Source organism: uncultured Nonlabens sp., assembly GCF_947495285.1.
Taxonomy (GTDB): Bacteria; Bacteroidota; Bacteroidia; order Flavobacteriales; family Flavobacteriaceae; genus Nonlabens.
Genome location: NZ_CANLXZ010000009.1, coordinates 103,871 through 119,409 on the forward strand (window position 1 = coordinate 103,871; position 15,539 = coordinate 119,409).

Below are 15,539 nucleotides of genomic sequence, written 5' to 3' on the forward strand. Positions count from 1 at the left end.
CCCAACATGAAAAAGGCAATAATAATTATAGTAATACTACTTGCTCTTATAGCTATAGGCTCTTTGGGATACCAAAAGATTGCAGGCTCTAGTGATAAAGGTGTTTCTGTAGAGGTCATGGACGTACAATCCATGAATATTATAGAAACAGTAAGCGCTACCGGTAAAATTACACCAGAAGTAGAGGTAAGTATATCACCAGAAGTACCTGGAGAAATTATAGAATTACCTATAAGAGAAGGACAAGCGGTAAAAAAAGGAGATTTACTCGCAAGAATTAATCCAGATTTATTGCAGTCTAGTGTTAGTAGATCTAGAGCTGGTCTAGCAAATACTAGAGCTGGTTATGAGCAATCTAAGGCAACTCTTGCCGAGGCTAAAGCAAACTACCAGCGTAGTTCAACTCTTTTTGATAAAGGAGTTATCTCACAATCCGATTTTGATACCAGCACTGCATCTTATGAGAGAGCAAAAGCTGCAGAACGTTCTGCTTACTATTCAGTTCAAAGTGCTGGTGCAACTGTTAATGAAGCAACAGATAATCTAGCACGTACCAGTATTTTTGCACCTATGTCAGGTACTATTTCTCTGCTTGCAGTAGAGTTAGGAGAACGAGTAGTAGGAACACAGCAAATGGCAGGTACAGAATTACTACGCGTTGCAGACCTTTCTCAAATGGAAGTAGAGGTAGACGTAAATGAGAATGATATTGTTAAGATAGAAGTAGGTGACAAAGCTATAGTAGAAGTAGACGCTTACCTTAAAAGACAGTTTAAAGGTAAGGTGACAGAAATAGCAAACACCGCTACTGGAACTTTAAGTGCAGACCAGGTGACTAACTTTAAAGTTAAAGTAAGAATTTTACCAGATAGTTACAAAGAGTTAGTAGAAGGGAAGAGTGAAAACTATAGCCCTTTTAAACCTGGTATGACGGCTACTGTAGATATTATCACGAGAGAAAAGAATGATGTAATTGCTGTTCCTATTAGCTCTATAGTTATTAAAAACGATACCGTAGAAAAAGCATCTTTTCTAAAAGATGATATTTCTACTAGCGATGAAAAATTTGAATGTGTTTATCTAGAGGTAAACGGCAAAGCAAAATTAAGAGTAGTAACGACAGGTATTCAAGATGATAAGAATATTGTTATACTTTCTGGGCTTGATAAAGGAGATAAAGTAATTACGGGACCTTATAGAACGGTTACTAAAACATTAAAATCTGGTAAGGCAGTAAATTCAAAGAAAAATGATTCTTCTAGTGAGAAGTAATTCTCTAGAAGATTAAGAAAATTAGTACCTGTATCCCTATGGCTTTAATCTTATGTGTAGAAACTACCTCTACAAATTGTTCTGTTGCGCTAGCGTCAGATAATGGAGGTTTTGAAAATCCCTATGGTATTGCTTACTGTCTAGATGTACTAGAAGATAATAGCGATGGTTATAGTCATGGGGAGCGATTACATGTTTATATAAATGAAATCTTAAAACGCAATAATTTTACCGTAAACGATCTAGACGGTATTGCTGTTAGTGAGGGACCTGGCTCTTATACAGGTTTACGTATAGGTGTAGCTACAGTAAAAGGGTTGTGTTATGCTCTGGGCATACCTATGATGGCGGTGAGTACTTTAAAGGCTTTAAGTAAACAGAATATCAGTTCAAATGTTTCTATTGCAATGCTAGACGCGAGAAGGATGGAAGTCTATGCCGCTATTTTTGGTGGGGTAGATCAACTAGAACCACCTAGCGCAGTTATATTAGATACAGACAGTTTTTCTCGCTTTCGTCAAAGTGGATCTGTGACATTTATCGGGACAGGTATAATTAAGTTTAAAGATCTTATTAAGGAAGACCAGCATACTTATACGACTTCTAACCCTACTGCACTTACCATGTGCGATTTAGCAATGGATAAGTATAAAATAAGCGACACTGTAGATGTCGCTTATTTTGAACCTTTTTACCTTAAAGAATTTAAGGCAGGTTAGATTAATTTACCTCAAAAGTGATTTTTACATTTACTCTGTATTCAGACACTTTACCGTCTTTTACCTGAGCGCTCTGCTCGTTTACGTAAACAGATCTTATGTTCTTGACGCTTTTTGAAGCATGTTCAACCGCTTTATTTGTTGCCTCTTCCCAGCTATTATCGCTGTTTGCTAATACTTCTATTACTTTTAAAACTGCCATGGTTGTGTATTTAAGTTTAAATTAAGCATTTAAAATACACATTTTATCCATTTAACGCAACTACTCTATCTATTTTACCAGGAATCATGTCTTTGAGCATCGTCTCAATACCATTACGTAAAGTCATGGTAGAAGATGGACAGCCGCTACAGGCGCCTTGTAAAATAACTCTTACTTCACCACTACTTTCTTCATAACCTTCAAAAACTATATTACCACCATCACTTGCAACAGCTGGTTTAATATATTCATCTAGAATCTCAACTATTTTTTTAGAGATGTCATCTAGATTTTCAAACTTAGGTAGATCTACAGATTCTCCTTTTTCTTTTATAATAGCAGCACTTTCATGTTTTGTTTGTCCTATAGAATTACCTTTTTCTATCGACTCTCTAATAAAAGAACGTACCTCATGAGTTACCTCATCCCAAGAGATAACGTCATGTTTTTGAATAGAAATATAGTTCTCATCTACATAAAGTTCCTTGATGAAAGGGAATTTATATAAGTCCCTTGCTAGTGTATTTGCTTCTGTATCATTGATACTTTTAAATTCCTTGCTATTAACGGTAAGCTTTTTGTTAGCAACAAATTTCATCGCATTGGGATTAGGAGTGGCCTCTGCATAAACAGTTACCGGCACTTTCTTCTTTTCTTCATCTGCTTTAATGAGTTTTTCTCCACTATTCAGAAAGTCTCCGATTTGCTCGGCAACCTCTGTTTGTACATCTGACCATTCTACAATATCGTATTTTTCTATAGCAATAAAATTCTGTGCGATATAAACGGTTTTTACAAAAGGAAGATAAAAAAGCTGCTGTGCTAGTGGTGATGGCTTTGCGTCATCTATATTTTTAAACTCGTAACTATGGTTTTTTACTAAGAAATGATTGCTTTCAAATTTTACAATCGATTCATTACTAGTTTTTACAACCTTAATTTGATGATTCTCCATAACTATGTTTTAATCTAATACAAAGATAAGGAGCTTAACAAGCTAAAGCTTTATATAAATCAATCTATTAATCTTATGCAAGCTTTTATTTTTCTAATCCTAAAGGTGGATACTTCAAATTTGCGATTTTATTTCATTTGTTTTCAACATAATCCTTGTTATACCTCCTTCTAAAACAAAAATTTATATATTTGACACCTTGTTATATAAAAATGTGTTTTTATCCCAGGTTTTTTTAAATGCGACTTAAAAAGTCATTTTTCTCAATCTTGAAAAATCAATTAACTAACAAGATATAAAACATTTATAACGTTAGAGAGTTACATAAAACTATACATGAAGAAACTATTCATTTTACTAGCTATCGCTTTTAGTGGTCAGCTAGCTATCGCACAAGAAGGTGTTCCAGTTTATTTAGATTATCTTACAGATAACTATTATCTACTTCACCCTTCTATGGCAGGCGCTGCCGCATGTGGTAAAGTAAGAGGTACAGTAAGACAGCAATGGTTTGATCAAGAAGACGCACCTAATTTACAGACATTAAGTTTTAATACAGGTATAGGAGAGAATAGTGGTATAGGAGCAATACTGTTTAATGATGAAAACGGTTACCATTCACAAACTGGTGCTTATCTTTCTTACGCTTATCATCTACAAATAGGTGGTGGTTTTGAAGATTTAAACAGACTGTCCTTCGGTATGAGTGCTGGTTTAGTACAAAGTAGACTAGATGAGTCAGATTTCAACCTAGCAGACTTTGACCCAATAATTACAGGAGTTCTTAGAAGTGATTCTTACTTTAATGTAGATATAGGTATGTCTTACTTCTACAAAGAATTTTATGCTCACTTTACTGTTAAAAAACTTTTTCAAAATCGTGAAATTTATTCAGAAGGTTTTGAAAGTACTAACCAGCGTCGTTATGTTGCAACAGTAGGTTATTTATTTGCGCCACGTAATAGTGACTGGCAGTGGGAACCATCTGTGTTATATCAACGTACAGATCGCACTGGAGAACAATTTACGGACATAAATGCAAAGGCTTATTATGACCTTAACGATACTAGTGTTCTTTATATGGGACTTTCTTACCGTCAGAGTTTTGATGGGGCTGAGTTCTTAGATGGAACTAGCGTACAAGAACAAAACCTTTCTCTTCTTTCTCCTATTCTAGGTGTGAAATACAAAGAATTTACCTTTGGTTATAACTACAGTTACCAGTTTGGTGATGTACAGTTTGCAAATGGAGGTTTTCACCAGATTACTTTAGGTATCGATTTCTTATGTAAAAAAGATAGATGGAGTTGTAACTGCCCTGCGGTTAACCTATAATCTTACCTAACTTATTTATAATAGAAAAGGATAGCTATTTGTGGCTATCCTTTTTTTTGTTCCGCTTTCGCGAAAGCGGAATCATTACAACTCTTTACGCAAATAATTTTTCTAGAAAGAAAAGACAACTTCTTACCTTTGACACATGATGAGAAAACTACTTAATGAAGAACTAGACCGCCTTACTACAGAAGGTTTTAAAGAAAGTGATAAAACACCTTTGATAATTGTGTTAGATAACGTGCGTAGTTTAAATAACATAGGTTCGGTTTTCCGTAGTGCAGATGCCTATCGTGTTGAAAAAATATATTTATGTGGTATCACAGCTCAACCACCACATAAAGACATTAGAAAAACGGCCTTAGGAGCTACAGAAACCATAGAATGGGAATATGTAGAAGATACTGTGGATATAGTAAATAAGCTTAATGAGCAAGGTTATACTACTTGTGCTATCGAGCAAGCAGAGCGCTCTCAAAATCTGTATAATTTCTCTCCATCAAAAGGTGATAAAGTAGCCATTGTTCTCGGTAACGAGGTAAAAGGTGTCCAGCAAGAAGTAGTAGACGCGTGTAAAGAAGTCATAGAGCTAGATCAATATGGTACTAAACACAGTTTGAACATATCTGTTTGCGCCGGTATTGTGATTTATGATGTGTTTAATAAAATTAGTGTGTTAAGAGATTAATACAGGTCGAGTGTATGACTGAGAAAACTGCAAAAAGAGTTTACACTTATTCTTTATTTCTAGGTTTTGCTTTATTGTGTTGGCAAATTTTAATCTATCGCAAAACTATTGTAGATCCTAGATTATTATTAATCATAGTATTTATAGCAACTATAATAGGTGTAGTTATGATATCAAGAAACTACAGTAAAATATACCCTATGTATAGTGGTATAAGACTTATGTTTTTTACTGTGTTACAGTCTTTAGTTAGTTTTGGATTCATCGCTTCTGCGATTTTTCTTTTGATGAATTTTTATTTTGCAAGTGAGGAAATAGAAATTCAAAAACATGCTATTATTAGTAGGTCTTCCATGTCTGGAGGAAAAAGACATAGAAATGAAAGAAAGCCAATTTTTGAAATTCAATACAATTCGTATTATCGCAAACAACTAGTTTTCTCAAATCAATTTTATGAACGAAGAAATGAATTCAAAATAGTTGAGCTAGAAGTAAAAGAAGGTTTTTTTGGTTTTGATATTTTAGAAAATAAAACGCTTAAATAAGTCGATCGTTTTAAGTTAAAACTTAACGTCATATTTTGATTGCATATTTTATTTTTGTCTACTGTCTACTGTCTACTGTCTACTGTCTACTCATCCACGATTCCCATTTTTCTCAATAGAAAACTCGCATTCATGTTAGTAGCGATACCATCTTTGAACTTGTAGTCAAAGGTGAGCTCGTCATTAGTAATATCAGCATCAAAGAAATAGTTGGAAATCGTGTCGTATTCGTTTGCTACTTCAGTAAGGCTTAAATCGTGTGTAGCGATAATTCCTGTCGCATGTTTTCTAGAGAGTTTTTCAATAAGCTTGCGAGAACCGTTAGCTTTATCCTGGCTATTTGTTCCTTTAAGAATCTCATCAAGAACAATAAAATACCGATCGGTTTCTATTTTATCAACTATAAATTTAAGACGTTTTAATTCGCTAAAGAAGTACGATTCATCATCAGTTAAAGAGTCGCTGGTTCTCATGCTCGTAATAAGCTTAATCGGGCTGTAAATAGCCTGTTGAGCACGTACGGGCAAGCCTACGTTAGAGAGTACTATTTTCATAGATACGGTTCTTAAAAACGTGCTTTTTCCAGCCATGTTTGCACCAGTAATGATAAAGAACTCTCCAGAGGATATATCTATGTTGTTGCCTATGGATTTATTTGGATCTAATAAAGGGTGATGTGCCTCTGTCGCTTTTAATTGAAAATCACCTGATACTATTTTAGGATAGGTAAAGTCAGGATGGTTGTAAGCAAAGTTACCTAGCGAGCTCATGGCATCTATCTCTGCAGCGGCTTGTAACCAGTTTTCTATATGACTCACGTTTTCTTGCAGCCAGTTTTCTATAGTATGTACTTGTTTTAAGTCCCAAAGTCCCAGACCATTTGCCATAACACCAAAAAGCATGTTGTTTCTTTGGTCCAGTCTACCTATGGATCTTGCTAGTTCATAAAAACGTTTTGAAGCCGGCGCACCATCGGTTATTATTTTTGACTTCAATTTTACTAATAATTCACTTTCAAAACTCTCATTTTCTATGGCGAGAATTAACTGACTGTACTGACTAAAAAACAATTCTAGACTACTTATATTACCAGAAAAAGCAGTGATTCTTTTAATATACTTACCTGTAATTCCTAAACCTGCAAAAAACACAGCAGATGGCACATAACCAGTAACTAGATCGTAGAAGTATAGAGCAAATGTCGATATACTTAACGCTAGCCACAACCAGCATAACCAGGAGAATATCTTAGGGACAAAAGATTCATAACCTTTTACCCATTCTAACATCGATTTGGGATTGCGTTCCTTATCAAGCAATGTAGCTGTTGCCCAGAATTCTTGTCTAAAATCGACCTTATTTGCTAGTTCTTTTACAGCACCTTGTTTTTTCTCTATTTGAGAGATGTCGTTGCTGTTTAATTTATGAGCAAGAGATTTAATTCCATCTTTAGTAACACTTTTATTGAGGTATTGAAATATAGACCCTGCACCGAATAAATCAATATCACGACCATATTCATGATCTTCGGTTAGAAACTCTTTACCATCGGGAAAACCATGAAAATCACGATCTAGAATTTGTAATTCCTTACCATTTATATCTCTTAACGCTATTTGAAAATCACGCTTGCGTTTTAAATTCTCATGTCTAGAAACTAAGAATAAGAAAACACCGAATATCAAAAATGCTACTAATAAAGCATACTGCCAGTAATCAATCAGTAAATAAACGGCAGCACAACCACCTAAAAATACTAGAAACCGTAACGTACTAGATAACCGCAGTTTTTTTTGTAAACGGTTGCTAGAGTCTGTAAATTGAGCAATACGCTCGCTATAAAAGGTGAGGAGTTTTGAATCCAATTAGCTGTTTTTTAAAAGTTCTTTGTCTTTGCGAGTCAGTTTTGCAACGACTAGATCATAACTGTGATCTATCCATTGTTGCAGTTCTTCTCGCGTCATATCACGGTCTGTGTATATGGTGTTCCAGTGTTTTTTATTAGAATGAAAACCACCTGTTACAGTGCCATCATATTGCTCTCTTAACTCTATGGCTTTGTCAGGATCGCATTTAAGATTTATAGTTTTTTCTCCACGTTCCCATTTTTCAAGACCAGCGAGACAAAACATCTTGTTCATTACCTTAAAAACTAAGGTCACCTCGTCAAAGGGAAACTCTTCTGTGGCTCCTTTTTTAGAAAGACAGTAGTCTCTAAGTTGGTCTATTTGCATCTTATGAATCTAGTTTTTTAGTCTCCTCGTGTTTTTCTAAAACTAAGGCATTATAATCTAGAGTCCAGCCTATGGTTGCTGCGAGTCCTTCCATCATTTTAATAGCAAGAACAGCTTCTTTACGAGCTTGTTCCATAAGGCCGCTTTCTGGTACTTTATCAATAATGTGTTGCTTTGCATTGCGAGTTACCTCAGTAAGATCATCGCTAGTAAAGTAATTTGCCCAGCCTTCTGACTTATCATAGTAACTAAAATCGGTTTCTATACTCAAAATTTGCGGCTGCGGAAAGTTCTTAAGAACAATCGTTTTTCTCTCAGGATCGCTATCCATTTCTATTTTAGTAAGGTCAAAACCTATGTGCGCCTTTGCATTAATTAAGATAATGGCTTTTTTCTTCCCTAATAGAAAGTTGGCAATTTTGTCTTTTACATTTTGATAGTGGTAGATTTCAGAAAAATCTCCTTCTACGGTTATAAATTTACAAACCGAGCGTATTTTCTCCATAAGAACAACGCTCTGCTCGCGTGTGTTTTCTTTTTTGCTATTTTTAAAAAAGAATTTAAAAATAAAAAATGAAGCGACTGCTCCTAATGCCAGTCCGAGAAAAAATAATAATTCCATAAATCAAAGTTACAATATCTCGTAGAGAATAGGACGAGAAGGCGCAGCATCATTTTCTATAGGCGCTACTTGAAGATCTAGCATGTAAAAGCCGTCCTTTATCACATCAGGTACATAAATCAGCTCGGTAATAGTAGCGTCCAGTCGTTGCTCACCATTATAATCCCAAAATTCCTTATGTGCCAGTAACGCACCATTATCTTTTTCTTTGTCCACACTAGGTAAATCTATGAGAATGTGTTGGATTCCGCTTTCGCGAAAGCGTAACATTAATCCAGCATCTACATACGGTGGGTTGCTATTAGAATAATTCTTGCTCTTATTACTTTCTGGATTAGGCATGGTACGCAAGATGACAGCCTTTATTCCAGTAGCTAGAGGAGTTGTCACCGATTCATTAATGACTAAATCGCCATCTATTTCTTGTGGTGTTACACTTATCAATTGCGCTTTAAAAAATGTACCGTCTAGAGCATTATTTACACTATGAAACTCTTCTGTAATATGCCCAATACATTCCGTATGTGTTCCATGACTATGCGGATTAAAATTAACGTCATTAAAATTAGTCGAGCCACCCAACTTTACATTCCCCACATATCCATCTACCTCTACATGTTTAATGACCGGCTGATTTATGTACCACGCACCAACTCCAGCATTATTTTGTACCGCTAGACTAATATCATGTGGTTTTGAAAGGTCTATAGATACTTGCTCTTTTTCTAGCTGTATGGTTGTTTTCATGTGAGTGGTTTCAGGTTGAGGTGTTTTCGTATCAACGCAACTGGTTAAAACTAGTGATATTATGAAGATGAAGTTTTTCATTCTAAATTTATTGAATAAAATTGCTCTCTCAACTCAAATAATAGATTATTGATGTAATCTATGTCAGGCGTTTCAGATAAAGATGATGTTTCAAATGATTCGGTCATTTTATCTTGTAGTTTATTTGCCTTGCTCAATAAATCATCATATTCAAACTTTCCATTTTTAATATCTAGTAAGAAATTTCTATTAGGACGAACTACATTTATTTCAGCATCTTTTCCTATTTCAATAGCCATTTCTAGAAGTCTAAAAGTATGCATCATGTTTTTTGCATCGTAATTTTTTCCATGACTTTGTGTACTTTCATATCTATCATCATTACGTTTCTCTACCCAGTTCCAATACTCTTTATATTCTTTACAGTATTTTGAGTAACCATCTTTATTAAAATACAAGATCGTTTGCATATCCTCTTCTTTTGGAATAGAACTTAAACTTACATCGTTAGAATAATCATTTTTAATAATTCCTTTGTATTCTACATTTTCATTATAAAACAAACCATAAACATCTTTCATATGAGAGATATTAATTAAACCACAATGTTCTTGTTTCCATTTTTTAAGTTCTAAGTATTTTATGAGGCTTATGGAGCCTTTATTATGATTCACATAACAAAAAGAAAGAATGCTTTTTCTTTCTTTCCCTATAGGATTCATGATTTTTTTCTTTAGACCTTTTGCTTTCTTAATTTGAGATAGAGCAAATTTCCCGAAGGTATTTTTGCAGAGTTTAGATAATATCTTTTTTGAATCAATTCTCTCTAAGTAAGGATGTTTATATAGTATTGCTGACTTTGGCGTATTTAAAAGCTCTAAAATATTAGGATTGTTTACGGAGAGTAATTCCATAAAACGTCCCAACTCAAAATAAACAATGTCGTTGGTTTGATTACTTACTTGGGGTACATAATTCAAGCTGTAATATGATTCTTTAGGTAATATAAATACACCTTTGATGTCTGTGTCAGAAGTAGGAGTGTTTAGTCCATAGGCCTTACTTCCACTTATACATTCAAGAATTATTAGATTGTTTTCTTTAAGATAATCAATTGTCATTCTATGAAAGGGTTGTTAAAAAGAAGGTGTCAAGTTCTTCTAATGTACCATGGGAACTCGGCAGTGTATTCCTTTTATCGTTAGCTTGATTTATACAGGTTTCTATAAAATTTATGAGTTCAATTTCTCCTGAATGCATGTAACTTTCACTAATTGTTGCTTTGAGGTTAATTAACTCATTAATTCGATCTATCAATTGTTGGTCTATTTCTAACCCTTGAATCATTTCTTGAAAAACAATAGGTGGTAGTTCCTCTTTTTCTAAAATCCATTTACATGCGGTAGCAGAACGTAAAGCATAAAAGAACTTTTTTAATTTAAATTCATCATGCTGTTTCAATTCTTCTAGGAATTTTTTTGCCATACTCAAATAATGGTGAATGGTTGCAATTCTAGAGTATTGAGAATATGCAATCTTATTTATGTCGGCTACAAAAGTTTTATCACATTTATAAATTATTGGAGATTGAATTCTTTCCAGCAGAGGAGGATTGGATTTTTGAAGAAGTCGTAATGATTTTCTCAAATCCCAACCAGTGATATCGATGTCATTATTTTCGAACATGAGTTCGATGCTATCCTTTTTCTCGTTTAATGATAAATACCAGTCTTTTGTGTGAACATAAATAATTCGAATATCAAAGTCACTATCAGGTGATGGGAATCCCCATGCTCTTGAACCGGTTTCACATGCTAACAGTATTTTAATATTTCTTTCTGCTTCAATCCTTTCCAAATACTGGATTATTTTTTTTGTCATGTTTAATTGGGTTTATACATCGTTTTTTTACGAATTAAAAACTCTGATAGTTGATGTTTTAAAATATTAGACTCTTCGTAACTTATCTTTAATTTAGTTAGAGGAATTGATAGCTGTTTATTTAGATGGATTATTTCTATAACTGATCTAATTCCGTTATAATTTATAGTTTCAAAATTAGATAGAGTGTACTATTTAGAAACTTTATTTCTAATAATTAAAATTATTCTTTTTTCATTTAAAATGAGATAGTTAAGTTTCTTTTCAGTTAAAAAATATAGAACAGAAAGAAAGGAGATGCAATTATTAAGAACTACCTCAAAAAAGGTTTGCTCTGAATTTTTTACAAGTAAAAAAGTCCCAGATTCCTTCTTAATAATGTGATCGATCTCTTTTTTTGTCATTTTAGAAAAACAAATACTTTACTCCACTTCTAACTCCTGACTAGCTTTTCCACCACTACCGCTTAACTTAACAGAATAGACTCCTTTAGGTAAATAATACTTTCCGTTTTGTGCTTTTGCAGGTCTGTTTTCTTTGTCAAATTTTTTCAAAGCATATTCTCCTACAGTACCATTATAAGTGTAGAAGTTAAGACCGATAGTACTCATGTTGGCATCTTCATAAATGGTTTTTCCATCTTTGTTGAGTACCTCTATCTTTACTTTTCCAGCCATAGGTGTGTAGTAAGAAAGTTCTATACTAGGTTCTGATCCTTTGCTCCACATAAAACCTTGTGATCCATATCTAGACGAGGCTCTGGTTTTGTCGATTTTCGCGAAAGCGAAACCATCATTATCCATCAACGCTAGTGCATCTAAATTTGCAGTATAAATAGAACGACCGTGTGTACCTATTAACAAGTCGTTTGCAACTGGTTGTATTTTCATGTCGTGAACGGCAACTGGTGGCATACCATTATTTAAAATATCCCAAGTTGCTCCACTATTTGTACTTATGTAACTACCATTATCTGTTCCTACAAAGAGAGTGTTCTTACTTTTAGGATGTTCAATAATCACGTTTACAGACGAGGTAGGGATGTTGTTGCTTATGTTTTTCCAGGTCGTACCATAGTCATCACTCATGAAAACATAGGTGGTAAAATCATCAAATCGATAACCGTTTAAGGTTACATAAACACGTTCTTTTTTGTGTTGAGAAGCAACGACACGGCTTACCCATAGGTTTGCCGGCCAGTTGCCTTTAAGGCTTTTCCAGGTTGCGCCGCTATCTTGAGTAAGTTGTACTAAACCGTCATCTGAGCCTGTGTAAATTAATCCGAATTGAAATGGAGATTCACTAATGGTTGTTATGGTTCCATATGCTACGTTTCCTTCTTTACTACCTTGAGTAAGGTCTGGTGAGATAGCGGTCCAGTCTGTACCATTGTTCATAGAACGGTGTAATTTATTGCTACCTAAATAAAGGATATCCTGATTATGCGAGCTTAATAGAATAGGAGTTTGCCAGTTGAAACGGTATGGAGATTCTCCTAATTCATGTTTAGGTTGTATGTATGTACGCTCTCCAGAATCGCGATGTATTCTATAGTAGTTACCAAACTGGTATCCGGTATAAACGATGTCACTATTTCTAGCGTCTATTTGAATCTGCATACCATCGCCACCCATTATGCTTTTCCATGGGTAATGGCCTTTTTGTTGCCATGCTCTGTTTTCTCTGGCGTTATGTGCGCCTACCCAAACACCATTATCTTGTAAACCACCATAGACATTGTAAGGTTTTTCTGTATCGTAATTAATTGAGTAGAATTGACCTACACTAGGCGAGTTATTTTTGATCCATGTCTCACCGTCATCATAAGAGATGTTAAGTCCACCGTCGTTACCATTTATAATGTGACCACGTTTATTAGGATTTACCCATAAAGCATGATGGTCTGCATGCACGTTTTCTCTGGAAATATTGATCCAGTTCTTACCGCCATCTGCAGATTTAATAATGGGTACGCCCATAACGTAAAGGTGCTCCACATCGCTAGGGTCTACACGTACTTGTGCAAAATAGTATCCATAGCTGTAAAACGCACCGTCTATCTGTCCTTCATGGGTCTTATTCCATGTCTTACCACCATCGTTAGAGCGATACAATTCGGCTCCTTTTACTGGTGTGTTAAAAAGCTGTGTATTTGCTGTTTCAAGATATTTTGCAACATCCATAGGAGTGGCATCTCCTGCTCGCACCATGTTTTTTAAGTTTTGAGCACGGTATTTTTCTTGAAAACCGTTTTGTTTTAAAAAGTTGTTTAGTTTTTTATCGTCCAGTTGTAAGAAGTCGTTTTGAGACATTGAGGTGAAGTCGTTTTTAGAAAGCTGACCTCTAGTCTCTTTTTTAGAGTCTGTTTTTTGAGCAGGTCTTCTAAATTGGGAATCATGAATGGCGTACACGGTGTTTTCATCATATACAGCTAGTCCTATACGGCCGGTGCCACTTCCTACAGGAAAACCGCTTGCCTCGGTAGTTATTTTAATCCAGCTCTGTCCAGCATCGGTACTTTTATAAATAGCACTTGCTGTTCCACTTCCATCAAAATTCCATGCTTTGCGGTTTTTCTGCCAGCTGGCAGCATACATGATATTAAAATTATCTGGTACTGTCGCTAGATCTATAAAGCCAGCAGTACTGGTCGCAAATAGAGTTTTATCCCAAGTTGTTCCACCATCTTGAGTAGTGTAAATACCATGATTATCGCTTACTGAATATAATGGGCCAGTTACCGCAACGACTACATGGTCGGTGTTTTTAGGATCTATTAATATACGTCCTATATGTTGAGAGTCTGTAAGCATGGGCTTGCTCCATGTTTTACCCCAATCGGTAGATTTAAGTAATCCTATACCGGCATAACTACTGCGGCTAGAGTTGTTTTCTCCTGTTCCTGCCCATATGGTTTTAGAAGTCCAGTCTGCTGCGATATCACCTAGATTAATTGTACCAGCATTATCCATAATAGGAGTAAAGCTAGTTCCATTATTATGAGTATACCATAAACCACCACTGGCATATGCGACTAACATTTCTGTTGGGTCTGCTGGGTTAATGTCTATATCTACTACACGACCAGACATGACTGTAGGTCCTATGTTTTTAAACTCTAGGTTTTTAAAAGGAGACGACTGTGATAATTGCTTTTTTTTATCAAGACTATTTTGTATTTCTGTACCGCTGGTGGCAACTAGATTTTGGGCAAAGGTGAATACGGAAGTACTTATTAATAGTAAAGAGAAGAGCTTTTTCATGAAGTGTTTTTTAAGGGGCGTTTAAAGATAAGGACTTTGAATTATAGTTTTAATCTTTGTGATTCTTTAAGGCAAGAATATAAAAATTTTTTCTTGGGTTGTTTTCTTCTAACTTATTTTTATCATATTCCTAACATATTAATGATACTCTTTATTTACATTACACAAATGAAAAAAATAATACTAGTTTTATTTGTAGCGACATGGATAGTGTCCTGTAAGACCGATGGAAAAAATGAAGTTTCTAAAGTAAAAGAAACCGTTGTAGAACATACTAGGGTAGATCTATCTAGATATCCTCAGGGATTAAAGGATGTACTTGCTGCACATGGTGGACTTCAAAAATGGTCTGAAATGAAAAGTCTTACTTACTCTCTAGATGAAACAGAAACTATTGCAGATGTGCAGACTAGAGATATAGTCGTAAAATCACCAACTCATACCATAGGTTCTCTAGATGGTAAGGTATGGATCGCACAGGATAGTGCTTATTTTCCAGAAGCTAGAGCAAGATTCTATCATAACCTTATGTTCTATTTCTATGCTATGCCTTTCTTACTCGCAGATAATGGTATTGTCTATGAAGAGGTAGAACCACTAGAATTTAATGGAGTTATTTTCCCTGGGATAAAAGTAGGTTTTGAAGCTGCGGTAGGAGACTCTCCAGATGATAATTACCTTATGTACTATCATCCAATAACTAAGAAAATGACGTGGTTAGCTTATACAGTTACCGCTGGTAAAAAAGGAAAGTCAGATAATTTTAGTTTTGTGAATTATAAGGAGTGGAATGAGGTAAACGGTTTATTGTTACCTACACAACTTGCTTGGTATAAAGTAGAAAATAATAGACCTACTATACCTGCTGGTAAAGTACGAGAATTTAAAAGTATAGATGTAGACAGCGGTGATATGGATACGGCAACATTTACAAAACCAGAAAACGGTGTTTATGTAGACTAGATAAAGTTATAAAACCAATAGCGTCCTAAACGTTTAAAAAGAGAAAGGGAAATTTGTTCCTCAAAGTTACCTTTGTGGTGCAACACAAAAAA

At 34.9% G+C, this 15,539-nt stretch carries 15 protein-coding genes; 6 read left to right on the forward strand and 9 right to left on the reverse strand.

Features of this window, described 5'->3' with window-relative positions; translation table 11 throughout:
• Nucleotides 1-6 precede the first annotated feature (6 nt).
• Together Q0838_RS05560 and tsaB are read left to right on the forward strand one after the other, a co-directional pair.
• Nucleotides 7-1,272, forward strand: coding sequence for an efflux RND transporter periplasmic adaptor subunit (locus Q0838_RS05560; protein WP_298952224.1), 1,266 nt, complete (start codon nt 7-9; stop codon nt 1,270-1,272).
• Nucleotides 1,273-1,310: 38 nt separating this feature from the next.
• Nucleotides 1,311-1,991, forward strand: coding sequence for a tRNA (adenosine(37)-N6)-threonylcarbamoyltransferase complex dimerization subunit type 1 TsaB (tsaB, locus tag Q0838_RS05565; RefSeq protein WP_298952225.1), 681 nt, complete (start codon nt 1,311-1,313; stop codon nt 1,989-1,991).
• A gap of 1 nt (nt 1,992) precedes the next feature.
• Here the strand turns inward: tsaB and Q0838_RS05570 are convergent, their stop codons facing one another.
• Together Q0838_RS05570 and Q0838_RS05575 are read right to left on the reverse strand one after the other, a co-directional pair.
• Nucleotides 1,993-2,193 carry a dodecin family protein gene (locus tag Q0838_RS05570; RefSeq protein WP_298952226.1) on the reverse strand — a complete coding sequence of 67 codons (201 nt, stop codon included), beginning with the start codon at nt 2,191-2,193 and terminating at the stop codon, nt 1,993-1,995.
• 43 nt (nt 2,194-2,236) lie between these two features.
• Nucleotides 2,237-3,148, reverse strand: coding sequence for a NifU family protein (locus tag Q0838_RS05575; RefSeq protein WP_298952227.1), 912 nt, complete (start codon nt 3,146-3,148; stop codon nt 2,237-2,239).
• 336 nt (nt 3,149-3,484) lie between these two features.
• Between Q0838_RS05575 and Q0838_RS05580 the strand changes: the two genes are divergently transcribed.
• The 3 genes from Q0838_RS05580 to Q0838_RS05590 all read left to right on the forward strand — a co-directional run bounded on the left by Q0838_RS05580 (nt 3,485) and on the right by Q0838_RS05590 (nt 5,716).
• Nucleotides 3,485-4,483, forward strand: a complete 999-nt coding sequence (locus Q0838_RS05580) for a type IX secretion system membrane protein PorP/SprF (protein ID WP_298952228.1) — start codon at nt 3,485-3,487, stop codon at nt 4,481-4,483.
• 148 nt (nt 4,484-4,631) lie between these two features.
• The gene (locus Q0838_RS05585; RefSeq protein WP_298952245.1) at nt 4,632-5,171 is read left to right on the forward strand and encodes an RNA methyltransferase; all 540 of its coding nucleotides are present in this window, start codon (nt 4,632-4,634) and stop codon (nt 5,169-5,171) included.
• A 14-nt stretch (nt 5,172-5,185) separates the two neighbouring features.
• On the forward strand, nt 5,186-5,716 hold the full coding sequence (locus tag Q0838_RS05590; protein ID WP_298952229.1) for a hypothetical protein: 531 nt from the start codon (nt 5,186-5,188) through the stop codon (nt 5,714-5,716).
• Between the two features lie 86 nt (nt 5,717-5,802).
• Here the strand turns inward: Q0838_RS05590 and Q0838_RS05595 are convergent, their stop codons facing one another.
• The 7 genes from Q0838_RS05595 to Q0838_RS05625 form a co-directional block, all read right to left on the reverse strand.
• Nucleotides 5,803-7,581 (reverse strand): DNA mismatch repair protein MutS, encoded by a 1,779-nt coding sequence (locus Q0838_RS05595; RefSeq protein ID WP_298952230.1) that lies wholly within the window; start codon nt 7,579-7,581, stop codon nt 5,803-5,805.
• On the reverse strand, nt 7,582-7,950 hold the full coding sequence (locus tag Q0838_RS05600; protein WP_298952231.1) for an MmcQ/YjbR family DNA-binding protein: 369 nt from the start codon (nt 7,948-7,950) through the stop codon (nt 7,582-7,584). It abuts the gene before it with no gap.
• 1 nt (nt 7,951) lies between these two features.
• On the reverse strand, nt 7,952-8,572 hold the full coding sequence (locus Q0838_RS05605; protein WP_298952232.1) for a DUF4230 domain-containing protein: 621 nt from the start codon (nt 8,570-8,572) through the stop codon (nt 7,952-7,954).
• A 9-nt stretch (nt 8,573-8,581) separates the two neighbouring features.
• The gene (locus Q0838_RS05610) at nt 8,582-9,319 is read right to left on the reverse strand and encodes a cyclase family protein (RefSeq protein WP_298952233.1); all 738 of its coding nucleotides are present in this window, start codon (nt 9,317-9,319) and stop codon (nt 8,582-8,584) included.
• A gap of 77 nt (nt 9,320-9,396) precedes the next feature.
• Nucleotides 9,397-10,461 carry a nucleotidyltransferase domain-containing protein gene (locus Q0838_RS05615; RefSeq protein WP_298952234.1) on the reverse strand — a complete coding sequence of 355 codons (1,065 nt, stop codon included), beginning with the start codon at nt 10,459-10,461 and terminating at the stop codon, nt 9,397-9,399.
• A gap of 1 nt (nt 10,462) precedes the next feature.
• A complete protein-coding gene (locus Q0838_RS05620) occupies nt 10,463-11,221 on the reverse strand; it encodes a nucleotidyltransferase domain-containing protein (RefSeq protein WP_298952235.1) in 759 nt (252 codons plus the stop codon).
• A gap of 422 nt (nt 11,222-11,643) precedes the next feature.
• Nucleotides 11,644-14,484 carry an exo-alpha-sialidase gene (locus Q0838_RS05625; RefSeq protein ID WP_298952237.1) on the reverse strand — a complete coding sequence of 947 codons (2,841 nt, stop codon included), beginning with the start codon at nt 14,482-14,484 and terminating at the stop codon, nt 11,644-11,646.
• Nucleotides 14,485-14,652: 168 nt separating this feature from the next.
• Here Q0838_RS05625 and Q0838_RS05630 point away from each other — a divergent pair, with 168 nt between their 5' ends.
• Nucleotides 14,653-15,447, forward strand: a complete 795-nt coding sequence (locus tag Q0838_RS05630; RefSeq protein WP_298952239.1) for a DUF6503 family protein — start codon at nt 14,653-14,655, stop codon at nt 15,445-15,447.
• Nucleotides 15,448-15,539: the final 92 nt, after the last annotated feature.